24 protein-coding genes are annotated in these 21,724 nt (G+C 67.4%); 12 read left to right on the top strand and 12 right to left on the bottom strand.

Annotated features, from left to right (window positions below; translation table 11 throughout):
• Positions 1-116: 116 nt before the first annotated feature.
• From AB4Z37_RS13040 to AB4Z37_RS13015, 6 genes are all read left to right on the top strand, one after another.
• Entirely contained in the window at positions 117-1,655 is a 1,539-nt protein-coding gene (locus AB4Z37_RS13040) for a YifB family Mg chelatase-like AAA ATPase (protein ID WP_441517161.1), read from the top strand.
• A gap of 129 nt (positions 1,656-1,784) precedes the next feature.
• Complete coding sequence (locus AB4Z37_RS13035) at positions 1,785-2,054, top strand: hypothetical protein (RefSeq protein WP_441517160.1); 270 nt, start codon at positions 1,785-1,787, stop codon at positions 2,052-2,054.
• A gap of 42 nt (positions 2,055-2,096) precedes the next feature.
• Entirely contained in the window at positions 2,097-3,107 is a 1,011-nt protein-coding gene (locus tag AB4Z37_RS13030; protein ID WP_441517159.1) for an MvdC/MvdD family ATP grasp protein, read from the top strand.
• 97 nt (positions 3,108-3,204) lie between these two features.
• Positions 3,205-3,672: a hypothetical protein gene (locus AB4Z37_RS13025; protein ID WP_441517158.1), complete on the top strand. Its 468-nt coding sequence runs from the start codon at positions 3,205-3,207 to the stop codon at positions 3,670-3,672.
• Between the two features lie 214 nt (positions 3,673-3,886).
• Complete coding sequence (locus AB4Z37_RS13020) at positions 3,887-6,130, top strand: ATP-binding protein (RefSeq protein WP_441517157.1); 2,244 nt, start codon at positions 3,887-3,889, stop codon at positions 6,128-6,130.
• A 103-nt stretch (positions 6,131-6,233) separates the two neighbouring features.
• Complete coding sequence (locus AB4Z37_RS13015) at positions 6,234-7,229, top strand: GNAT family N-acetyltransferase (RefSeq protein WP_441517156.1); 996 nt, start codon at positions 6,234-6,236, stop codon at positions 7,227-7,229.
• A gap of 16 nt (positions 7,230-7,245) precedes the next feature.
• On the opposite strand, the gene coaA is transcribed toward AB4Z37_RS13015, so the two are convergent.
• The 7 genes from coaA to hisB are packed head-to-tail and all read right to left on the bottom strand — an operon-like array spanning position 7,246 to position 11,903.
• Positions 7,246-8,199: a type I pantothenate kinase gene (gene coaA, locus AB4Z37_RS13010; protein ID WP_441517155.1), complete on the bottom strand. Its 954-nt coding sequence runs from the start codon at positions 8,197-8,199 to the stop codon at positions 7,246-7,248.
• A 12-nt stretch (positions 8,200-8,211) separates the two neighbouring features.
• Positions 8,212-8,535 carry a phosphoribosyl-ATP diphosphatase gene (locus AB4Z37_RS13005; protein WP_441517154.1) on the bottom strand — a complete coding sequence of 108 codons (324 nt, stop codon included), beginning with the start codon at positions 8,533-8,535 and terminating at the stop codon, positions 8,212-8,214.
• A 50-nt stretch (positions 8,536-8,585) separates the two neighbouring features.
• Positions 8,586-9,362 (bottom strand): imidazole glycerol phosphate synthase subunit HisF, encoded by a 777-nt coding sequence (gene hisF / locus AB4Z37_RS13000; RefSeq protein WP_441517153.1) that lies wholly within the window; start codon positions 9,360-9,362, stop codon positions 8,586-8,588.
• Position 9,363: 1 nt separating this feature from the next.
• On the bottom strand, positions 9,364-10,113 hold the full coding sequence (gene hisA / locus AB4Z37_RS12995; RefSeq protein WP_441517152.1) for a 1-(5-phosphoribosyl)-5-[(5-phosphoribosylamino)methylideneamino]imidazole-4-carboxamide isomerase: 750 nt from the start codon (positions 10,111-10,113) through the stop codon (positions 9,364-9,366).
• On the bottom strand, positions 10,101-10,751 hold the full coding sequence (gene hisH, locus AB4Z37_RS12990; protein WP_441517151.1) for an imidazole glycerol phosphate synthase subunit HisH: 651 nt from the start codon (positions 10,749-10,751) through the stop codon (positions 10,101-10,103). The genes hisA and hisH overlap by 13 nt, the downstream gene beginning before the upstream one ends.
• Positions 10,748-11,254 (bottom strand): DUF2628 domain-containing protein, encoded by a 507-nt coding sequence (locus AB4Z37_RS12985; RefSeq protein WP_441517150.1) that lies wholly within the window; start codon positions 11,252-11,254, stop codon positions 10,748-10,750. Before AB4Z37_RS12985 ends, hisH begins: the two co-directional genes overlap by 4 nt.
• A 55-nt stretch (positions 11,255-11,309) precedes the next feature.
• Positions 11,310-11,903 carry an imidazoleglycerol-phosphate dehydratase HisB gene (gene hisB / locus AB4Z37_RS12980; RefSeq protein ID WP_441517149.1) on the bottom strand — a complete coding sequence of 198 codons (594 nt, stop codon included), beginning with the start codon at positions 11,901-11,903 and terminating at the stop codon, positions 11,310-11,312.
• A 312-nt stretch (positions 11,904-12,215) separates the two neighbouring features.
• Between hisB and hslV the strand changes: the two genes are divergently transcribed.
• From hslV to AB4Z37_RS12955, 5 genes are read left to right on the top strand one after another with little or no spacing between them, the layout of a single operon-like run.
• Entirely contained in the window at positions 12,216-12,776 is a 561-nt protein-coding gene (hslV, locus tag AB4Z37_RS12975) for an ATP-dependent protease subunit HslV (protein WP_441517148.1), read from the top strand.
• Entirely contained in the window at positions 12,773-13,378 is a 606-nt protein-coding gene (locus AB4Z37_RS12970) for a DUF2585 domain-containing protein (protein ID WP_441517147.1), read from the top strand. Before hslV ends, AB4Z37_RS12970 begins: the two co-directional genes overlap by 4 nt.
• A gap of 16 nt (positions 13,379-13,394) precedes the next feature.
• Entirely contained in the window at positions 13,395-13,877 is a 483-nt protein-coding gene (locus AB4Z37_RS12965; protein ID WP_441517330.1) for a GNAT family N-acetyltransferase, read from the top strand.
• Positions 13,874-15,175 (top strand): ATP-dependent protease ATPase subunit HslU, encoded by a 1,302-nt coding sequence (gene hslU, locus AB4Z37_RS12960; protein ID WP_441517146.1) that lies wholly within the window; start codon positions 13,874-13,876, stop codon positions 15,173-15,175. Before AB4Z37_RS12965 ends, hslU begins: the two co-directional genes overlap by 4 nt.
• 27 nt (positions 15,176-15,202) lie before the next feature.
• Complete coding sequence (locus AB4Z37_RS12955) at positions 15,203-16,390, top strand: hypothetical protein (RefSeq protein WP_441517145.1); 1,188 nt, start codon at positions 15,203-15,205, stop codon at positions 16,388-16,390.
• A gap of 10 nt (positions 16,391-16,400) precedes the next feature.
• Here AB4Z37_RS12955 and AB4Z37_RS12950 read toward each other — a convergent pair whose 3' ends face one another.
• Genes AB4Z37_RS12950 through AB4Z37_RS12940 form a run of 3 tightly spaced genes read right to left on the bottom strand, consistent with a single transcriptional unit; the run spans position 16,401 to position 19,283 of the window.
• Positions 16,401-17,012 carry a Smr/MutS family protein gene (locus AB4Z37_RS12950; protein WP_441517144.1) on the bottom strand — a complete coding sequence of 204 codons (612 nt, stop codon included), beginning with the start codon at positions 17,010-17,012 and terminating at the stop codon, positions 16,401-16,403.
• The gene (gene mltA, locus AB4Z37_RS12945) at positions 17,009-18,670 is read right to left on the bottom strand and encodes a murein transglycosylase A (RefSeq protein WP_441517143.1); all 1,662 of its coding nucleotides are present in this window, start codon (positions 18,668-18,670) and stop codon (positions 17,009-17,011) included. The genes AB4Z37_RS12950 and mltA overlap by 4 nt, the downstream gene beginning before the upstream one ends.
• A complete protein-coding gene (locus AB4Z37_RS12940; protein ID WP_441517142.1) occupies positions 18,585-19,283 on the bottom strand; it encodes a Tim44/TimA family putative adaptor protein in 699 nt (232 codons plus the stop codon). The genes mltA and AB4Z37_RS12940 overlap by 86 nt, the downstream gene beginning before the upstream one ends.
• A gap of 516 nt (positions 19,284-19,799) precedes the next feature.
• Between AB4Z37_RS12940 and secB the strand changes: the two genes are divergently transcribed.
• Positions 19,800-20,276 (top strand): protein-export chaperone SecB, encoded by a 477-nt coding sequence (secB, locus tag AB4Z37_RS12935; RefSeq protein WP_441517141.1) that lies wholly within the window; start codon positions 19,800-19,802, stop codon positions 20,274-20,276.
• Positions 20,277-20,366: 90 nt separating this feature from the next.
• On the opposite strand, the gene dnaQ is transcribed toward secB, so the two are convergent.
• Positions 20,367-21,089: a DNA polymerase III subunit epsilon gene (gene dnaQ / locus AB4Z37_RS12930; RefSeq protein WP_441517329.1), complete on the bottom strand. Its 723-nt coding sequence runs from the start codon at positions 21,087-21,089 to the stop codon at positions 20,367-20,369.
• A gap of 19 nt (positions 21,090-21,108) precedes the next feature.
• Positions 21,109-21,708, bottom strand: a complete 600-nt coding sequence (coaE, locus tag AB4Z37_RS12925) for a dephospho-CoA kinase (protein ID WP_441517140.1) — start codon at positions 21,706-21,708, stop codon at positions 21,109-21,111.
• Between the last annotated feature and the right edge of the window lie 16 nt (positions 21,709-21,724).

Here is a 21,724-nt window from a genome sequence, read left to right as displayed (position 1 = left end):
GGCAGGCCACTCCGGGGCAAGGCCAATCAGCTGCGCGGCCACCACATTCATGTTCCCTAAATGTTCTTGCGCCTGTCATCCCCGTCGGCTAGCCTTGCGGCTGACAGAGGGGCGGCATGGTCCAGCACGTGTCCACGGTGGCGTTCGAAGGCATCACGGCCCGCGCCGTGGATGTGCAGGTCCAGGTGGCGCCAGGGCTGCCGGTTTTTGCGATCGTCGGTTTGCCTGACAAGGCCGTATCCGAAGCGCGCGAACGGGTGCGTTCGGCGCTGATCGCCTCGGGCCTCGCGCTGCCGGCGCGGCGCATCACCGTCAATCTCGCCCCCGCGGACCTGCCGAAGGAGGGCAGCCATTACGACCTGCCGATCGCGCTCGGCCTGATGGCCGCGATCGGCGCTATCCCCTCCGACGCGCTGAGTGGTTTCACCGTGCTCGGCGAGCTCGGCCTCGACGGCTCGATCGCCGCGGTCGCCGGCGTGCTGCCGGCGGCGATGGGGGCACACATGCGTGACGAAGGCCTGATCTGCCCCGCGGCCTGCGGACCGGAAGCGGCCTGGGCGAGCGCCGATCTGCCGATCATCGCCGCCAGCTCGCTGATCCAGCTCGCCAACCATTTCAAGGGCAGCCAGGTGCTGTCGCCGCCGCAGCCGAAGATCCGCGCGGAGACCGCGAGCCTTTTGGACCTGCGCGACATCAAGGGCCAGGAAAGCGCCAAGCGCGCGCTCGAGATCGCCGCGGCTGGCGGCCATCATCTCCTGATGACCGGAAGCGCGGGCGCCGGCAAATCGATGCTGGCGGCGCGACTGCCGTCGATCCTGCCGCCGCTGTCGCCGCAGGAGCTGCTCGACGTCTCGATGATCGCCTCGGTGGCCGGCGAGATCAAGGACGGCGCGCTGACGTCACGGCGGCCGTTCCGCGCGCCGCACCACTCCGCCAGCATGGCGGCGCTGACCGGCGGTGGCACGCGCGCGCGGCCCGGCGAGGTATCGCTCGCCCACAACGGCGTGCTGTTCCTCGACGAGCTGCCGGAGTTCGATCCGCGGGTGCTGGATTCGCTGCGCCAGCCGCTGGAGAACGGCGAGGTGTCGGTGTCGCGCGCCAACCATCGCGTCACCTATCCGGCGCGCTTCATGCTGGTGGCAGCGATGAACCCGTGCCGCTGCGGCCAGGCGTTCGAGCCCGACCATGTCTGCAAGCGCGGCCGCATCGAACGCTGCACCGCCGACTACCAGAGCCGCATTTCGGGTCCGCTGCTCGACCGCATCGACCTGCGCATCGAGGTGCCGGCGGTCACCGCCGCCGACCTGATCCTGCCGCCGCCGGCGGAAGGATCCGCGGAGGTTGCCGCGCGCGTCGCCGCGGCCCGGGCGCGGCAGGCGGCGCGCTATGCCGCCCTCGGCCTTCCGCACATCCGCACCAATGCCGAAGCCCCTGCCGCGGTGCTGGAAGAGATCGCCCGCCCGGATGCCGCCGGGCTGACGCTGCTGCGCGATGCCGCCGAGAGCCTGCGCCTGTCCGCACGCGGCTATCACCGCGTGCTGCGGGTGGCGCGCACGCTGGCCGACCTCGACAACACCGAGCATGTCGGCCGGCTGCATCTGGCCGAAGCACTGTCCTACCGCGCGCTTGCCGACGGCGTGCGCAACGCGGCGTAACAGCACCGACGCAGCCGATGCGGCCAAACGATCCAGCCCGACCCCGGCGATTGGCCCCGAGGCGCGTCAGTTTGGGCTTGCCTCCGCCGCCAAAACCGTGAATTCTTGACGCATTGCTTGATATTTATTTTGGAGGGAATTGCGATGCTTCCTTTCATCCTGGCGCAGGAATCGCGTGCATCCGGGGTCACGGCGGCGGACGCGGATCTCGAAAGCACGCATCAACGTGACCTCGCCTTCTTCACCGCGCGCGGAATTGACGTGTCCGACATCAGCGCATCGCTGACCTGGACGAAGAAGCAGGTGACAAAATCGACCGGCACGCCGCCGGAAGGTCCATTCATCGATTCCGATGAAAAGACCTATAACGAGCCTGACGAAGACCACAGCGACCAGTAGCACGCCGACGGCGGCGTACACGCCATATGCCGACCGGCATGAATGGTGCGCATCCATCTCGTCGTTGATGGTCAACAGCCATTGCCAGCCATTATCATCGCTCCCCCTGAGGATCTCCATGCGCTGACGGTCGCGTGGGAAATTCGGCAATGCGGCGGCTCGGTCATCATTCTCAATACCGCGGATTTTCCGAATCTGTGGTCGATCTCCTTGACCGCGGACGAGGGCGACGCCCCTCGCTTCGACGTCATCACCGCCGAAGGCGTGGTCACGGATGCTGCGATCAGCGGGGTGTGGTGGCGGCGGACGCGCCCATTTGCCGTTTCCGAAGCGATCACCGACGACAAGCACCGCCGACTGTGCCGTGACGATTGTGCGGCGCTGTTCGAAGGCTGGATTTACGCCCTCGGCGCGCGCGTCATCAATCCGCTGGCGGCGGAACTGGCCGCTCGCCGCAAGCCGGTTCAACTGGCGAATGCCCGGCGCTGCGGCCTGCGCCACCCGTCCACGGTCATCTCCAGCTCACCGGACGATGTCAGGGCGCTGCTGTCCCGTCACGACGGCGAATTCATCTACAAGGGTCTCACCACGCCGGCGTCGATGATCGTCGAGACACGCCCTCTCGACGAGGAAGCAAGAGGCAATCTGGCGCTGCTGCGCTTCTCCCCCTGCATCATTCAGCGGCGGATCGACGGCGGCGCCGACATTCGGGCGACGATTGTCGAGGATGAGATTTTCGCGGCCGAGATCCGGGCACGCCATCCCGGTGCGCAGCTCGACTGGCGGCTTGATCCCGCCATCGACGTTCATGCTCACACCCTTCCGGACGAGGTGGCGGGCGCGATCCAGCGCATGCAGAAGGAACTCGGCCTGCGCTATGGCGCTTACGATCTTCGCAGGGATGCCGAAGGGAAATACTGGTTCTTCGAGGTCAATCCAGGTGGCCAGTATCTCTTTGTCGAGATTGCGACGGAGCAGAAGATCAGCCGTGCCATCGCACGCGCACTGATCGCGGCCCCTGCAACGTGCGAAATCCCGCATGATGCGACCTGAGCAAACGCTCCGGTAACGAATTTTCTTTACCCTTCAGGAACCATAAGCCGACGCCGTTCGGCCTGTTCCGTGTTCCGTCGCGTGCCGAGTTCCAGTCATGTCGCGTTACAAGTTCCTCGCCTCGGTCGTGCCGCTGGTCGTGGTCGGCATCTTCGCCAGCGACCAGATCGCCCCGCGTGTCCATCCCTGCATCGCAACCGCGGGATCGTCCGTCCAGCTCGCCGAATTCGCCTGGCTGGCCCGGCATCGCGTCAGCTTCACCGCGCGCCCGACCGACGCCACCGTGCGCGTCCGAATCGTCGACAGCCCGGAGAGCGCCGACTTCACCGTGGTCGATGACGCGCAGACGGCGGAGCTCGACGGCTGCGCTGGCCGCGGCCCCGCGGAGCTCATCGGCATCGACGAGAGCCAGGCCAGGGCCCCGACGGTGATCTACCTCAGCCATGATGGCGAGGCGGACTATCGCATTTATGTCCGGTCGCGGACCTTCACCGTGCGGGACGCCGCCGCCCTCGTGGTCGGCGCCCATGGCGGGCGGCGCCAGCCCTTCGTCCACGCGCTGTAGGGCGCGTTAACGCTTTATTTACCCTGACGCCAACCCGCCGGGGATGGCGCGGAGCCCTCAAACAGTTCGCAACCTCCCCGCGGCAAGGTCTTGCGCGGGGATTGCATCGGACCAGCGGGAGCGGCTGACGGCGACGGCATCATCGGTTCTGCACCGCCTGCGGTGCGCCCCGGTCGCCGAACGCACAGGCCGCGGCAATGACGGGATCACGGCCATGACGCGGGGACTTCGGATCAAGCTGCGGCTGCGGCGGTTTGCGCGCCGCCATCCGTGGATCGCCTTCGCCGTGCGCTCCATGATGATCTTCTCCGCCACCTTCGGTGGCGCCTATGGCTTCATCGCCGGCAGCCGGTCCGACACCTACGATCCGCACGCCTTCGCAGTCGGCGCCAGCTTCCTGTTTGCCCTCGCCTGTCTTGCGCTCGCGACCTTGAGTTTCCGCATGCGCATGCTGCGCAAGCAGATGCAGAAGATCGCCCAGCGCAACGAAGCCCTGGTCGACCGCAACTGGGAACTGAAGGAAGCCGAGGAGCGCGCCCGCAGCCTGTTCGAGTCCCAGAGCGACCTGATCGTGCTGCGCGACGCCAGCGAGCGCATCACTTTCGCCAATGACGCATTCTGCCTGCTGGCGCAGAAGCCGCGCAGCGAGCTGATCGGCTCGGTGTTCGCACTGCCGGTGATCGAGCAGGGCGACGCCGCGGTCGAGCCGGACGGCACCCGCGTGCACGACCAGAAGATCGCAAGCGCGCTCGGGCCGCGCTGGGTGGCCTGGCGCGAGAGCCTCGTGCGCATCGATGCCGGCCGCCCCGCGGAGATGCAGAGCGTCGGCCGCGACGTCACCGACCGCACTGAGACCGAGCGGGCACTCGGCGACGCCCGCGACCATGCCAACGCCGCCAACCGCGCCAAGTCGCGCTTCCTGGCGATGGCCTCGCACGAGATCCGCACGCCGCTGAACGGCATCATCGGCATGGGCGGGCTGTTGCTCGACACCGCGCTCAACGCCGAGCAGACCACCTACGCCCGCGCGGTGAAGACGTCCGGCGAGGCGCTGCTGCTGCTGATCGACGAATTGCTCGACTTCTCCAAGATCGAGGCCGGCAAGATCGACCTCGAGCACCGCCCGTTCGCGCTGACCGCGCTGATCGAGGAGATCGCCGAGCTGCTGGCGCCGCGCGCGCAGGCCCGCAAGCTGGAAATCGCCGCCTATGTCGACGAGCGCCTGCCGGCCGAGGTGATCGGCGACGCGGCACGGCTGCGCCAGGTGCTGCTCAACCTCGCTGGCAACGCCATCAAGTTCACCACCACCGGCGGCGTCGCGCTGATCGTCGAGCCCGGCATTTGGCCGAACGAGATCAGTTTCCTGGTGCGCGATACCGGCATCGGCATCGCGCCGGAGGCGCGGGAGCGCATCTTCCGCGAGTTCGAGCAGGCCGACGACCGCATCGCCCGCGACTTTGGCGGCACCGGTCTCGGGCTCAGCATCTCCGAGCGCATCATCAAGCGCATGGGCGGCCGCATTACGCTGGAGAGCGCCCCCGGCCATGGCTCGACCTTCGAGGTGGCGGTGCCGCTGCTGGCGGCAACCTCGGCCGCCGATATCGGCCCGGCCTTCACCGCGCCCGACCTGCAGGGCAAGGCGGTGATGCTGGTGGCGCCGCAGGCGATCGAGACCGCACTGGTGGCGCGGCGGCTGGAACGCTGGGGCGCGCAGACCTGCACGCTGACCGACGCGGTGGTCGCCGGCGCGCTGCTGCCCGAGCGGCCCTGGCACGCCCTGATCGCCAGCCACGACCTCGATGCTGCCGAGCTCGCTCGCCTGGGGGAAGCGGCGCGCTTTCATGCCACCCATCGCATCATCATGGTAACACCGGCGGCGCGGCGCGAGCTCGATCCCGCGCACACGCCGAACTTCACCGGTTATCTGGTCAAGCCGCTGCGCGCGGCATCGCTCGCCGCGCGCCTGACCACGCCCCTCGCCAGCGACGCGCCGCGGCTCGGCCATGACGATGGCCAGGCCGCGCCCGACGCGGCCGCGCCGCCGCCGTCCGCCGGGCTCTCGATCCTGGTCGCGGAGGACAACGAGATCAATGCGCTGCTGATGCGCTCGCTGCTCAGCCGCCTCGGCCACCGCCCGGTGGTGACCGTCAACGGCGCTCAGGCGGTGGAATCCTGGCTCGCGGCGACGACCGCCGGCACGCCTTACGACCTCGTGCTGATGGACGTGCAGATGCCGGTCATGGACGGCATCGAGGCGACCCGGCGCATCCGGGCCCGCGAAGCCGCGCAGCAACTGCGGCGCGCACCGATCGTGGCCTTGACTGCCAACGCCCTGGTCGAGGACCGCTACGCCTGCTTCAGCGCCGGCATGGACGGCTTCCTGGTGAAGCCGCTCGATCGCGACAAGCTCGACGAGGTCCTCGCGGGCCTCGCCGCGATGCCCCATCTCGTCGGCTGATTCCAAAACGCCGGGATAGCCCTGCGCCTGTCATAAATCCGTCGAAGGCACGTGATTAATGGATCGTGGCCGCGTCGATTCGATGCGATCCACGAGGACGTCCATGACCCCGATGAAGCCCGCAAAGGGCGATGCCATCGCGCACTCCCGCCTCACGCCGAAGAAAGCGCTTCGGCTGGCGTCGCAGAAAACCCCGATGACCGCCAATATGATGGCGAACGCCAAGGCAATGGCCAGTCTGCTGGTGCCGGCTTTCGTCACCGAGGCGGCGATCCGCTTCAAGCCGACTGCGATCGCTCCGCTCGGCCGCCTCGGGCCGCTTGAAGTGCGCCTCGCGCACACCAAGAAGGACGTCAAGCGCGCCCAGAAGCTGCGCTACAAGGTGTTCTACAAGAACGGCACCGCCATCGCCGATGCTGCAACCATGCTGGCACAGCGCGACAAGGATGCGTTCGACGCGTTCTGCGACCACCTGCTGGTGATCGACCATGCCGCCAAGCCCTCGCTGAGCGGCAAGCAGCCTGTGGTCGGCACCTACCGCCTGTTGAGGCAGGATGTCGCGAGCCGTCACGGCGGCTTCTACACCGACAATGAGTTCAACATCTCCGGCCTCGTCGAGCGCCATCAGGACCTGAAATTCCTCGAGCTCGGCCGCTCCTGCGTACTGCCGCCCTACCGCAACAAGCGCACGGTGGAATTGCTCTGGCACGGCATCTGGAGCTATGTCCGCCAGCATGGCTGCGACGTGATGATCGGCTGCGCCTCCTTCGAGGGCACCGACCCCGACCGCCTCGCGCTGCCGCTGTCGTTCCTGCATCACTATTCGCGCGCGCCGGACGCCTGGCGTGCCGCAGCCCATCCTTCGCGCCGGGTCGAGATGAACCGGATGGCGAAGGAGGCGATCAACCCGAAGGCCGCGCTGCACGAGCTGCCGCCACTGATCAAGGGTTATCTGCGGCTCGGCGCCTTCATCGGCGACGGCGCGGTGATCGACCACCAGTTCGGCACCACCGACGTGCTGATCGTGCTGCCGGTGTCGTCGATCAGCTCGCGTTACATTGATCACTTCGGCGCCGACGCCAGCCGCCACGCGGCCTGAGCCGATAACGCCGGCGTTACAGCCGGCGCAGCGACACCGTCTCGATGACGTGCTCACCGCCCTTCTTGAGGATCAGGGTGGCGCGTGGCCGGGTCGGCAGAATGTTGTCTTCCAGATTGGCGAGGTTGGTGCGCTCCCAGATCGCGGTCGCGGTAGCGATCGCCTCGGCGTCCGACAGCAGCGCATAGCGATGGAAATACGACTTCGGGTCGTGGAACGCGGTGTCCCGCAGCGCCAGGAAACGCTCGACATACCACTTGCGCAGCACCGGCTCCTCGGCGTCGATATAGACTGAGAAGTCGAAGAAATCGGACACGAACGGCACCGCCTTGCCGTCGCTCGGCAGCCGGCCGGTCTGCAGCACGTTGACACCCTCGAGGATCAGGATGTCGGGCTGGTCGATCTCGACCGTCTGATGCGGCACGATATCGTAGGTGTGGTGAGAATAGATCGGCGCGCGCACGCCGCGGCGACCGGCCTTGATATCGCTGAGGAACGACAGCAGGGCCGGCAGGTCGTAGCTCTCGGGAAACCCCTTCTTCTGCATCACGCCGCGCCGCTCGAGAACGGCGTTGGGATAGAGGAAGCCGTCGGTGGTGACGAGATCGACCTTGGGGCGCGGCGACCAGCGCGCCAGCAGCGCCTGCAGTACGCGCGCGGTGGTCGACTTGCCCACGGCCACCGAGCCGGCGACGCCGATGATGTAGGGCATCTTGCGATCCTCGATGCCGAGGAAACGCCGCTGCGCGATGAACAGCCGCTGCGCCGCCGCCACATACATCGACAGCAGCCGCGACAGCGGCAGGTAGATCTCCTCGACCTCCTTGAGGTCGAGCCGGTCGTGCATCGAGCGCAGCGCCGCGATCTCGCTGGCGTCGAGCGTCATGGGCGTGTCGTCGCGCAGTTTCGCCCAATCGTCGCGCGAGTAGATCCGGTAGGGATTGTACTGGGTACCTGCTCGCGCATCCATGGAAGCCGCTCCCTAATCGCGCTTGCGCGCCGCCTTTTCCTCGAGTCCCGACCTGTGGGTGCGCTGCGCAAGCACGTCCTCGACGTCCTCCAGCGACACGCCCCGCGACTTCAGCAGCACCAGCAGGTGAAACATCACGTCCGCGGTCTCGGCAAGCAGATGATCGCGATCGCCTTCGATCGACGCGATCACGGCCTCGACCGCCTCCTCGCCGAACTTCTTGGCGCAGTAGGCGGGCCCGTTGTCGAGCAGCTTGCGGGTGTACGAGACGTCGCCGCTCGACGCGGCGCGGGCATCGATGGTGGCGGCCAGATCATGGATCGTAAAGCGAGCCATCGTGCGTTTCCTATCTCCCTTCGGCGCGGTCCACGCCGCGCCCGACGACGTCAGGGGTCCAGCCGCATCGGCAAACCGGCGCGGACCATGTGCTCCTTGGCCTGACGGATGGTGAACTCCCCGAAATGGAAGATCGAGGCGGCGAGCACCGCGGTGGCGTGACCATCGCGGATGCCGGCGACGAGATGATCGAGGTTGCCGACGCCCCCCGACGCGATCACCGGGATATTGATGCGGTCGGCGAGGGCCCGCGTCAGCGCGATGTCGAAGCCCTGGCGGGTGCCGTCGCGGTCCATCGAGGTCAGAAGGATCTCGCCGGCACCGAGCGCCGTCACCTCCTCGGCAAAGCCGAGCGCCTCGATGCCGGTGGCCTTGCGGCCGCCATGGGTGAAGATCTCCCAGCGGTCCGGCTCGCCCGGCGCGCTGACGCGCTTGGCATCGATCGCGACCACGATGCACTGGTCGCCGAACTTCTCGGCCGCTTCCCTGACGAATTCACGCCGGCTGACCGCGGCCGAGTTGATCGACACCTTGTCGGCGCCCGACGCCAGCAGGGTGCGAATGTCGTCGATGGTGCGCACGCCGCCGCCGACCGTCAGCGGCATGAAGCAGGCTTCCGCGGTGCGGCGCACCACGTCCAGCATGGTGCCGCGGTTCTCATGGGTGGCGGTGATGTCGAGGAAGCACAGCTCGTCGGCGCCGGCCGCGTCATAGGCGATCGCCGCCTCCACCGGATCGCCGGCATCGCGCAGGTCGACGAAGTTGACACCCTTGACGACCCGGCCGTCCTTGACATCGAGACAGGGAATGACGCGGACCTTGAACATGTCAGGCCGCCTGACGCGCGGCGCGGATCAGCGCCATCGCTTCCGCCGGATCGAGCCGTCCATCATACAACGCGCGACCGGAGATCGCGCCCGCGAGCTTTTTCGCGCGCGGCTCGAGCAGCGCGCGGACGTCGGCGATCGAGGCGAGGCCGCCGGACGCGATCACCGGCACCGCGATGGCGTCGGCGAGCGCGATGGTGGCGTCGAGGTTGAGGCCCTTGAGCAGGCCGTCGCGGGCGATATCGGTGAAGATGATGGCGGCGACGCCGGCATCCTCGAAACGGCGGGCGATATCGAGCGCGGTGACCTGCGAGGTCTCTGCCCAGCCTTCGACCGCGACCTTGCCGTCGCGCGCATCGAGGCCGACGGCGACCTGGCCGGGAAAGCGCCTGGCCGCGGTCTTCACCAGCTCCGGATCGCGGACCGCTGCGGTGCCGATGATGACGCGGGCGATGCCCTTGCTCAGCCAGGCCTCGACGGTGGCGAGGTCACGGATGCCGCCGCCGAGCTGTACCGGCATGCGCACCGCGGCCAGCATGCTGTCGACCGCCTGCGCGTTCATCGGCTTGCCGGCAAAGGCACCGTCGAGATCGACGACATGCAGGTACTCGAAGCCCTGGGCCTCGAAACTCCGGGCCTGGGCAGCGGGATCGGTATTGAACACGGTGGCGCGCGCCATGTCGCCCTGCTCGAGGCGCACGCAGGTGCCGTTCTTCAGGTCGATGGCAGGAAACAGGATCACGGTGTCCACATCAGAAAGTTGCCGATCAGGGCGAGGCCGAAACGCTGGCTCTTCTCGGGATGAAACTGGGTGCCGAAGGCGGTGTCACGGGCGACGATAGCGGTGATCGGGCCGCCATAATCGGCGCGCGCCACCACATCGGCGTCGTCAGCCGCATGCAGGTGATAGGAATGCACGAAATAGGCGTGCCGGCCGTCGTCGCCGAGCGGCAGGTCTTTCAGCATCGGATGGGCCCGCGCGACGTCGAGCGTGTTCCAGCCCATGTGCGGGATCTTCAGTCCGGCGTCGGCCGGCGTGATCTTCTCGACGTCGCCGGCGATCCAGTCGAGGCCGTCGGTGGTGACGTATTCCTTGCCGCGGGTCGCCATCAGCTGCATGCCGACGCAGATGCCGAAGAACGGCCGGCCCTTGGCGCGCACCGCCTCGTTCAGCGCGCCGACCATGCCGTCGAGCGCATCGAGGCCGTGGCGGCAGTCGGCGAAGGCGCCGACGCCCGGCAGTACGACGCGGTCGGCCTTCGCCACCACGTCGGGATCGCTGGTGACGACGATGGCCGGCGGCGTCGGCAGGCTGCGCGCCGCACGCTCGAAGGCTTTCGCCGCCGAGTGCAGGTTGCCCGAGCCATAATCGATGATCGCGACGCTCACCGGCTTGCTCCGGGCTGGGGAAACAGTCCCATGATCTCACCATTGGCGCCGGCGCCGCCCGCGGGGCGCACCGGCGGCGGCTCGCCGCGATCGACGGTGGCGCCGTCGCCGGAGGTCTGGCCCGCCGCCCAGCGGTCGAAGAAACGCCGCTCCGCCGCCTCACGGTTGTCGGCGACCACGACATCGAGCTGGCGCCATTTGCCGCGCGACAGCGTCCAGCGCCACAGGCTCTCGGCCTCGAACCCCGTCAGCAGCGCGACCAGCAGCATCACCGTGACCCGGACATCCGAGCCGACCCGCAGCGCCCATAGCCCGGCCACGAGTGCCAGCACGACGACGAGATAGCCGAGGAGGGCCCACCACAGGCGGTGAACCACGAACCACAGGGCGCCGAACAGCGCCGCCCACAGATGAAAGCCGTCACGCACAAACACGAAGCGGTCGGTCGCGGCGGAATCCACCACACCGGCCCGAACGGGAGCATGAACTGTATAGACCGGCATGCAACTCTCCGGATGTCTTTCAAGATGCGCCGCGCGCCATCGCGCGGATCGCGGCCTAGCCGCCGAGCTGCCCCTTGGTCGAGGGCACCTCGCCCACCGCCCGCGGATCGATCTCCACCGCCGCCCGCAACGCCCGCGCGAGCCCCTTGAAACAGGATTCGGCGATGTGATGGCTGTTCTCGCCATACAACGTCTCGACGTGCAGCGTGATCCCGGCGTTCATGGCGAACGCATTGAACCACTCGCGCACCAGCTCGGTGTCGAACTCGCCGATCTTGTCGCGCGGGAACGCAGCCTTGAACACCAGCATCGGCCGGCCCGACACGTCGATGACCACCCGCGTCAGCGTCTCGTCCATCGGCATGTGAACCGCTGCATAGCGGGTGATCCCCGCCATGGTGCCGAGCGCCTGCCTCACCGCCTGGCCCAGCGCAATGCCAACGTCCTCGGTGGTGTGGTGGAAGTCGACATGGAGGTCGCCCACCGCCTTGACGGTGATGTCGATGCGGGAATGGCGCGCCAACAGATCCAGCATATGATCGAAGAAACCGATGCCCGTGGACACGGTGGCAACGCCGGTGCCGTCGAGATTGACGGCGACCGCGACGTCGGTTTCCTTGGTCTTGCGCTTGATCTCGGCCGTGCGCATGGCTGAAAGCGTCCCGCTTGATCTCTGAAGGCCCCGATGGGGCCGGAACCGGGCCCTTTTAACAGGCGTGGGCTGCCTTCGCTACTGCAGTATGACGCCAAAGTAACGTCACGTCGGGCTATGGTGACCGGAATCCGGCCCGTCCGGCTGCGGCGATTGCAACGCTGCCCTGCGAACCTTAAATCTGACCGATCGCGCCGGGCAGCGCCGGCCCCGCCCGCAGCGGCGGCGGCGCCCCCTTTTTGAGAGTTTTGCGCGGTCCGGCGGGCAGACCCGGCGTCTGTCCCGGCCGGCCACGCCGATGGACAGCACATGTACGCAAGCCATTCCGAACCCGCCCCCGTCTGGCACGGCACCACCATTGTCACCGTCCGCAAGGGCGGACGGGTGGTGATCGGCGGCGACGGCCAGGTGTCGATCGGCCAGACCGTGATCAAGTCCAACGCGCGCAAGGTGCGCAAGATCGGCAAGGGCGACGTCATCGGCGGCTTCGCCGGCGCCACCGCCGACGCCTTCACCCTGTTCGAGCGGCTGGAGGCCAAGCTGGAACAGTATCCCGGGCAGCTCACCCGGGCCGCCGTGGAACTCGCCAAGGACTGGCGCACCGACCGCTACCTGCGCCGGCTGGAGGCGATGATGATCGTCGCCGACAAGGACGTGTCGCTGGTGCTGACCGGAACCGGCGACGTGCTCGAGCCGGAGGGCGGCGTGATGGCGATCGGCTCGGGCGGCAACTACGCCCTGGCGGCGGCGCGGGCCCTCGTCGACACCGACAAGGACGCCGAAACCATCGTGCGGCGGGCGCTCGACATCGCCGCCGACATCTGCGTCTACACCAACCGCAACGTGACCCTCGAAACGCTGGGCGCATGAGCAGGGTCGACGGCGCACCCTCGCACGGCCCGGCGGCGCCGGCGGTGTCGCTCACCCATGGCCTGATGATTGCCGGCGTCCTGATCGCCGCACAGGCGATGATCCTCTACGCCATGGGCCGGCTGCCGATCTGCGCCTGCGGCACAGTGAAGCTGTGGCACGGCGTGGTGAACAGCTCGGAGAACTCGCAGCACATCACCGACTGGTACACGCTGTCGCACCTGATCCACGGTTTCCTGTTCTACCTCGTGCTGTGGCTCGCGCTGCCGCGCGTCCCGCTGGGGCTGCGGCTGGCGCTCGCGGTCGGGCTCGAGGGCGTGTGGGAGATCGTCGAGAACAGCGACATGATCATCCAGCGCTATCGCGCCGCGACCATCTCGCTGGACTATTTCGGCGACAGCATCGTCAACTCGGTATCGGATACGCTGGCCGCGCTGACCGGCTTCATTGCGGCGGCAAAGCTGCCGGTGTGGCTCACGGTGACGCTGGCGCTGGTGTTCGAGCTGGTGGCGGCCTATGTCATCAGGGATAACCTGACGCTCAATATCCTGATGCTGCTGTACCCGGTCGACGCTGTCAGGCACTGGCAGGCCGGGCTCTGACCGCATGATGACCGACATGACCTACACCTTCACGCCGCTGACCGCCGCCGACCTGCCGATGATCCGGCAGTGGCTGGCGACACCTGACGTCGCGCACTGGTGGCAGGGCGTCGACGAACAGCATGCGCTGATCAGCGCCGATCTCGACGAGCCGGCGATGGCGCAGTGGATCGTGGCCCGCGGCGACCGGCCGTTCGCCTACCTGCAATGCTATACGCCGCAGGACGGTTTCGACGACAGCTTCGGCCCGCAGCCCGCCGGCACGTGCAGCATCGACCAGTTCATCGGCGAGCCCGACATGCTCGACCGCGGGCATGGCTCGGCCTTCATTCGCGCCTTCACCGACCGCCTGCTGGCGGCGGGAACGCCGCGGATGTTGACCGATCCCGCGCCCGACAACGCCCGTGCGATCCGCGCCTATGAAAAAGCCGGTTTTCGCAGAGATCGTCATGTCGACACGCCCGACGGCCCCGCCCTCCTGATGGTACGCACCCTATGACCGACTTCTCCCCCCGTGAAATCGTTTCCGAACTCGACCGCTTCATCGTCGGCCAGGCCGACGCCAAGCGCGCGGTCGCGATCGCGTTGCGCAACCGTTGGCGCCGCCTGCAACTTTCGGGTGCATTGCGCGAGGAGGTGCTGCCGAAGAATATCCTGATGATCGGGCCGACCGGCGTCGGCAAGACCGAAATCTCGCGCCGGCTCGCCAAGCTCGCCGGCGCGCCGTTCATCAAGGTCGAGGCCACCAAGTTCACCGAGGTCGGCTATGTCGGCCGCGACGTTGAGCAGATCGTGCGCGACCTTGTCGAGGTCGCGATCGGACAGACCCGCGAGCGCAAGCGCAAGGACGTGCAGGCCCGCGCCCAGCTCGCCGCCGAGGAGCGGGTGCTGGATGCGCTGGTCGGCGCCAACGCCAGCGCGGCGACGCGGGATTCGTTCCGCCGCAAGCTGCGCGCCGGCGAGCTCGACGACAAGGAGATCGAAATCGAGGTGCCGAGCTCCGGCGGGCTGCCGACCTTCGACATTCCCGGCATGCCCGGCGCCCAGATCGGCGCGATCTCGATCGGCGATATCTTCGGCAAGATGGGCGGCCGCACCAAGCCGCGCCGGATGACGGTGGCCGAATCCCACGAGATCCTGATCAACGCGGAATCCGACAAGCTGCTCGACGACGACAAGCTGGTGCTGGAAGCGATCCAGGCCGTCGAGAACAACGGCATCGTGTTCCTCGACGAGATCGACAAGATCTGCGCCCGCGACGGTCGGGTCGGCGCCGACGTTTCCCGCGAGGGCGTGCAGCGCGACCTGCTGCCGCTGATCGAGGGCACCACGGTCACCACCAAGCACGGCCAGGTCAAGACCGACCACATCCTGTTCATTGCGTCCGGCGCCTTCCATGTCGCCAAGCCTTCCGACCTGCTGCCGGAGCTGCAGGGCCGCCTGCCGATCCGGGTCGAGCTGCAGGCGCTGACCCGTGACGATTTCCGCCGCATCCTGACCGAGCCGGAGGCCTCGCTGATCAAGCAGTATGTCGCGCTGATGCAGACAGAGGGCGTGACGCTGGAGATCACCGACGACGCCATCGACGCGCTCGCCGACGTCGCGGTGGCCGTCAACGCCAGTGTCGAGAACATCGGCGCGCGGCGGCTGCAGACCGTGATGGAGCGGGTGCTGGACGAGATTTCGTTCGTGGCGCCCGACCGCAACGGCGACACCGTCCGGATCGACGCCGCCTATGTGCAGAAGCATGTCAGCGATCTCGCCAGGAACACCGACCTCAGCCGCTTCATCCTCTGACGGCCGGTTCTGCCCCGGATTCACAGGATGCCCATTGAATCCGGGATTCGACCTGCGGCAGACTGGCACAGTCCGCCGCAGGGGCTGCCGACCGACATGCCGACCTCACCGACAGCGCCCTGGCGCGCCATGATCGCCGTGAACATCGCCCTGATCGCGGCGCTGTTCGTCTACAAGTGCGCTCTCAGCTATCCGGATCTGCCCTACACCCAGTTGCTGTCGGACTATCATTTCGGCTTCGCCAAGCGATCGCTGATCGGCGCGCTGGTGGGCCTTGCCTTTCCGGTGCTGCCGAGCTCTGCGACCTATGTGGTCGGCGCCATTCCGTGGCTTGTCACCACGGTGCTGTTCCTGCGTCTATTCCGCACGACGTTCGGCCTGACCGGCAGCACCCTGCCGCTGCTGGTGTTCACCGCGGGATCGCCGCTGTTCCTGAAGAATTTCGTGCAGACGCTGGGGTATTACGACATCTACGGCGCGCTGCTGGCGATCGTGCTGCTGCTGGTGCCGGCGCGCTCGGTGCTCTATGTGCTCGGCGCGACTGCTGGCGCCATCGTGCTGCTGCTGATCCACCAGTTGCATCTGCTGCTCTATATCCCGACCATCGGCGCCATCGTCGTCCTGCGGCATCATCTGCCGCGCGGCTTTCGCGCGGCGGATCTGGCGCTGGCCGCCGGCCTGACGCTGGCTGTCGCTGTCGTGTTCGTGCTGGTGCAGTTTTACGGCGCGCCGGCGGTGGCACCCGAGGTGTTCGAGGCGCATCTGCGCGCCCGCATGACCGACCCGACCGAGACTGGCATCATGCCCGGCATCTTCTACCGCACGTTCGCCGACGAGCTGCGCGACACCTGGCAGTTCATGGCGCGCAACCTGCGGCGCCTGCCGATCTACCTCGTGCTGATCGCGCTCCACGCGCCGTTGATCGGCACTTTTCGCGAGCTGGTGCGCGGCCTGGCCGAGCCCGCCCATCGGCGCCTGGTGATTGCGCTGATCGTGCTGGTTACCTTCGGCTATCTGGTGATTGTCCTGACCGTGTTCGACTACGCGCGCTGGGTGTCGAGCTTTGGCAGCTGCATGATCCTGCTGCTGCACGCGGTCCGGCAGCTGCCCGCCGCGCAACAGCCGGCCCCGATCGATGGCGCCAACCGCTGGGTGCGGGCCTGCGGCTGGGCCGTGACGCTGATCCCGCGTGTCGGCACGGTGACGCCGTTCTGAACGTCCTGTGTCAGCGCCGCCGCGGCCGGCGGATGCGGACATAGAGCGCGCCACCGCCGCCATGGCCGACATGGGCTTCCTCGAAGCCGGCTACGCAGCCACGAAACTCCGGCAGCGACAGCCATTCCGGCACCTGGCGGCGCAGCACGCCGCGCTCCGAAGCTTCACCGACACGGCCCTTGCCGGTGATGACGAGGACGAACGACAATCCCTCTTCGCTCGCCTGCTGCAGGAAATGCAGCAGCACGCGATGGGCGCGGGCCTGGGTCATGCCATGCAGGTCGAGCCGGGCGTCGATGTCCTTGCGCCCGCGCGACAGCTGGAGGCGCTCGCGCCGGGCGATGCCGATCAGCGGCGGCGGCTCGGGACGACGCGCAGGCACGGTCGCGGTCGCGATCTCGCGCTTGCCGGCGGCGGGCGGCGGCGTCACCGACGCCGTCTTCCCGGCGTCCTTGGTGGTCTCTGGCGCCGCGACGCGGGTGAGGCGCGGCCGTTTCTTCAGCGGCTTGGTCGAGTCCGCCACCACGTGCCACAGCGCGCGCTCCTCGGCGCTGAGCGCCCGTCGGCGGCGTGAAGCGGGTGGCTCCGCCGTGCCGGCCCCGGGTGGCACGACGCGCTTCATTGCTCGGGCCGGCGATGATGCCGGCGGCCATGATGCCGGCGCTCGGCCGGTGCGGCGGCAGGGCGCGCTTCCGGCAATGGCACGGCCGGCCTGTCCGCGGCCGCACCGACGGTGGGTGTCGTGGGCGCCGTTTTGGCGGCGTCCTTGATGGCGCCCTTGCCGGTGTCCGGCGCCGGCGCATCGGGTTTAAGCGTGTCTTTGGGCGCTTCCTTAAGTGCCTCCGGTTTTGCCGGCACGGCCTGCTGGGGAAACAGCTTGGCGATCCTGGCCGACGGCCGGGCCTCCGGCAGCGGCATGGCGCGGCCGCGGGCCTCCGGAGCGAGGCTGTTCGGCACCAGCATCACGAACTCAGCGCCGTTGCGCAGCCGGCCGGACACCTGCCCGGCTTCGACACCGGCCCCAAAATAGATATCGGCGCGGGCTGGCCCGACGATCGCGGAGCCGGTGTCCTGCGCCACCATCAGACGGCGGAACGGCGTCCTGGTCTGCTCGGACTCAAGCGGCAGGTTGCCCGCGATGAAGAACGGCGTGCCATAGACATGGAGCGCCTTGTCGACGGCGATCGAGCGGCCCGCGGTCAGGTGCACGCCCTGGGCGCCGACCGCCTCCTCATCCGCCGCCAGCTTCACCTCGCGGAAGAACACATAGGAACGGTTCTGCCGCCGCAGCTCCTTGGCGCCGTCCGGATTGTCCTCCATCCATTGCCGGATGCGCTGCATCGACATCTGCTCTTTCGGGATGATGTTGCGCTCGATCAGGACGCGGCCGACCGGCGTATAAGGATAGCCGTTGTGGGCATCGTAGTTGATTCGCACCATCGAGCCGTCGTCGAGGCGGATCCGCGCCGAGCCCTGGATCTGGATGAACAGCAGATCGGTCTGGTTCTTCAGCCAGCAGATCTCGAGGCCGCGGCCGGCGATGGCGCCGTCCTCGATCTGGCCACGGTCATAGTAGGGCACGAGCTTGCGCCGGCCGATCTTGCGGAACACCAGCCCCTTGTTCGGCAGGCTGGCCGCATCCTGGCTGAAGCCGCGCACGAACAGATTGGACGGGCGGCGATAGACCGGAATGGTGTAGGCACCGGTCGGCGTGCGCGAGCCCTCGACGATCGGCTCATAATAGCCGGTGACGAAGCCCTCGTTCTCTCCGAGCCGCATGATCCGTACCGGGCTGAAATGGCGTTCGAAGAAAGCGCGGGCCTCGGCGCTGGTGGTGATTGCAGCCGATTTCGCGGCCCGGCAGGGGTCGCGCAGCGATCCCCCCAACGCCTGCGCCTCCGCGGGCGGGCTGCTCGGCGCGAGGATCGGTCCGCAGCTCGCGCGAAAGCTGCGCAGCGCCGCGAGCTGGTCATCCTCGGTCCAGCCCGGAATATCCGCCCAGCTCACCGGGCTATACTGAGCGCCCGGAATTTCGAGCGGCCATGCCGGCTGCGGACGGTGGGGGAATTCGACTTTCGGAAGCTGGGGCCGCGCATGGTGCCGGCGGGCCGCCTGGGAGTCCGAACTCAACAGCGGCACCACCAGGGGTAGCGCGCAGAACGCCAGTAGCAGAGATGGGACTGCGCGGCGCGCCTTAATGTCCGCTCTCCGTGCCGACCAGCTTCCAGTTCGGATCACGCGACGCCGTATCCCGCGCGAAGGTCCAGATGTCGGTGACATCGGTAACCTTTTCGGGGCTGCCATCGACCACCGCGCCGGTCTTGTCGCGGGTGACGGTCACCATCTGCGAGTGGAAACGGACCGTCACCTGGGCGCTGCGGTCGCGCAGCTCGGCCCCCACCAGCTCCGCCTTGTCGATGCCGACGAAACGGGTCTCGGTCTTCTGGTCACGCTGCTCCCGCTCGCGAATGGCATTGTCGAAGCCGTCATACACCTCGCGCGACAGCAGGTCCTTCAGCGTGCGGCGGTCGCCATTGGCGAACGCCAGCACGATCATCTCATAGGCGCTCTTGGCACCGGCGATGAAGTGTTGCGGCTCGAAGGAGGGATCGGCGGAGACCACGGCATCGAGGCCGTTGGCCAATGACGAGCCGGGCTCGGTGACGCCTTTCCAGCGATCGATGGCAGGGGCGGCGGTCGGCGCAGGCGGCGCCTGGTCGATCACGGTTCCGGGCAGGGGAACGACATTGCCGCTGGCCGCTCCGTTGGCGATGTCGCGCGCGGCGCGGTCATAGGGCGGGCGCTCGCTGCCGGTTCGCTGGCCGAGAACATTGCGCAGCCGAAGGAAGATGAACACGGCCAGCGCCAGGAAGATGATGGTGTAAATATCCACGTCTCATTCGCTTTCTGATCGGCTGGGGACCACACGCCCCGGCGCATCATCGTTCCAGTTGCAAGAACGCTCCGGTAAGCGCCGGCATCGCCTCCGGATCGACACCCCCTACGTCATTGTCTGATGTAGGGGCCAAACCCGACCACGCCAATGACGCCTTTTGGCACGGACACCCGAACCACCTCTTTTCCGCTCGATACGGTCACGATGGTCAAGGTAACCCTTCTGGCGTCGATTTTCGGCGGATTCTAGACGATCCCGCGGCCCGGGCCAACCTCTCCGGCCGCCGATCGGCGCGCGTGATCCTTGTCGAAGGCGCCGGGCCTGTGTTAGCCACTCGCCCGGACGGGGGCTTTCCCGCCACCGGGCGGTGGTCGGAAGGCATGGATGCGTGTCAGCGTCCGGATTTGCCCAAATTCCCGTCGGCTTGAACCCTGGGACGAAGCCTCTATTTGAACGCGGCCTTCACGCGAGCCGGATATTCCTTCGCCTGAACCTGCGTCTGGAGAAATTTGTATGACCAACGGCAACGGCGCACCGAACGAGAACGCCCCTCCGCCGCAGCTCAACGTGCTGGCGCAATACGTCAAGGACCTCTCGTTCGAGAATCCGAACGCGCCGGTCTCGCTCGCGCCGCAGCAGCAGCAGCCCTCCATCAATATCCAGATCAATGTCGGCGCCCGCAACGTCGCCGAGCACGACTATGAAGTGACGCTGTCGATCGAGGGCAAGGCGGAAAGCGCCGGCACCCTGCTGTTCGGCTTCGAGCTCGCCTATGCCGGCGTGTTCCGCATCCAGAACGTGCCGCAGGAGAACCTGCATCCGCTGATCATGATCGAGTGCCCGCGGCTGCTGTTCCCGTTCGCCCGCGAAATCGTCGCGACCTCGGTGCGCAATGGCGGCTTCCCGCCGCTGATGCTCGACCCGGTCGATTTCGTCGGCCTGTACCGCCAGAACATGGAGCGTCAGGCGGAGCAGATCCGTCCGAGCTGATCGGAACGGCATTCTCGTGCAATATTCACGGCCCGGGCAGCGATGCGCCGGGCTGTTTTTTTTCTGAGCTTTCTGATTGAGGCTGGACGATCAGCCCGCCGGCGGAGTGAGATCCGGCAGAAATTCCTTCCAGATCAGCTTTTCACCGAAGGTCATGACAAAGGCGCGATGGGCCTCACGGTCGGCGTCGGTGACGCGCGGGACGAGCGGCACCGGCCGCTGCCGCCGCGGCGCATCGGTGAGTGCCTGCAACTCCGCGCGCGGGGTGTCGGCCAGCAGAAGCTGCGACTGCCGGGCGCCGACGAGATCGATATAGACCTCGGCCAGCAGCTCGGCATCGAGCAGAGCGCCATGCTTGGTGCGGTGGGAATTGTCGATGTTGTAGCGCGAGCAGAGATCATCGAGCCGGTTCGACACGCCCGGATGCTTGCGCCGCGCCAGCAGCAACGTGTCGACCAGCCGATCGCGCCCGATCGGCACCCGCTTGATGCGCTCGAGCTCGGCATTGATGAAGCTGATGTCGAACGAAGCGTTGTGGATCACCAGCGGCGCATCACCGATGAACTCCAGGAACTCGTCGACCACGGCCGCGAACAGCGGCTTGTCGGACAGGAACTCGGTGGACAGGCCGTGCACCGCGAACGCTTCCTGCGGCATGTCCCGCTCGGGGTTCATGTAGCGATGGAAGGTCTGGCCGGTGGGCATGCGGTTGAACACCTCGACACAGCCGATTTCCACCAGGCGATCGCCGCGCAGCGGATCGAGGCCGGTGGTTTCAGTATCGAGGACGATTTCGCGCATGAGATAAAGGATCCGCTCGGGGGTCGCCGAATCAGGCCCGCCGCCGCGGCATTTTACCGACCTCGGCGAGAATTTCCCGGATTCGCTGCCTCACCGGCTCGATCCCGTCCGAGGTATCCACCACGAAATCCGCCCGCTTGCGCTTCTCGGCATCGGGCATCTGCCGCGTCAGGATGGCGTCGAGCGCCTCCGGTGTCATGGTGCCGCGCGCCAGTATCCGCGCCCGTTGTTCCTCCGGCGAGGTGGTCACCACCACAACCGCGTCGACACGCGCATCGCCGCCGGTCTCGAACAGCAGCGGCACGTCGAGCACGGCAACCGGCGCACCCGCGCGCTCGGCGGCGTCGAGAAACGCCTGCTGGTGCGAGCGCAGCATGGGATGCACGATCGTCTCCAGTTGCTTCATCGCATCGGGATTGTGCACCACGCGCGCCGACAGTTTCTGGCGATCGACCTTGCCACCCACGGTGGTGCCGGGAAAGGCGGCCTCGATCGCCGGCGCGGCCTCGCCCTGGTAGATCAGGTGCACGGTGGCGTCGGCGTCATAGACCGGAACGCCGGCCTCGGCGAACAGCTTTGCTGTGGTCGATTTTCCCATGCCGATCGAGCCGGTCAGTCCGAGCAGCCGCATCAATCCCTCTTCATGT

The organism is Bradyrhizobium sp. 2TAF24, from assembly GCF_052115025.1.
Classification (GTDB): domain Bacteria; phylum Pseudomonadota; class Alphaproteobacteria; order Rhizobiales; family Xanthobacteraceae; genus Bradyrhizobium_A.
The sequence above is the reverse complement of the archived record's forward strand: the minus strand, read 5'-3'. Positions and strand labels throughout refer to the sequence as shown.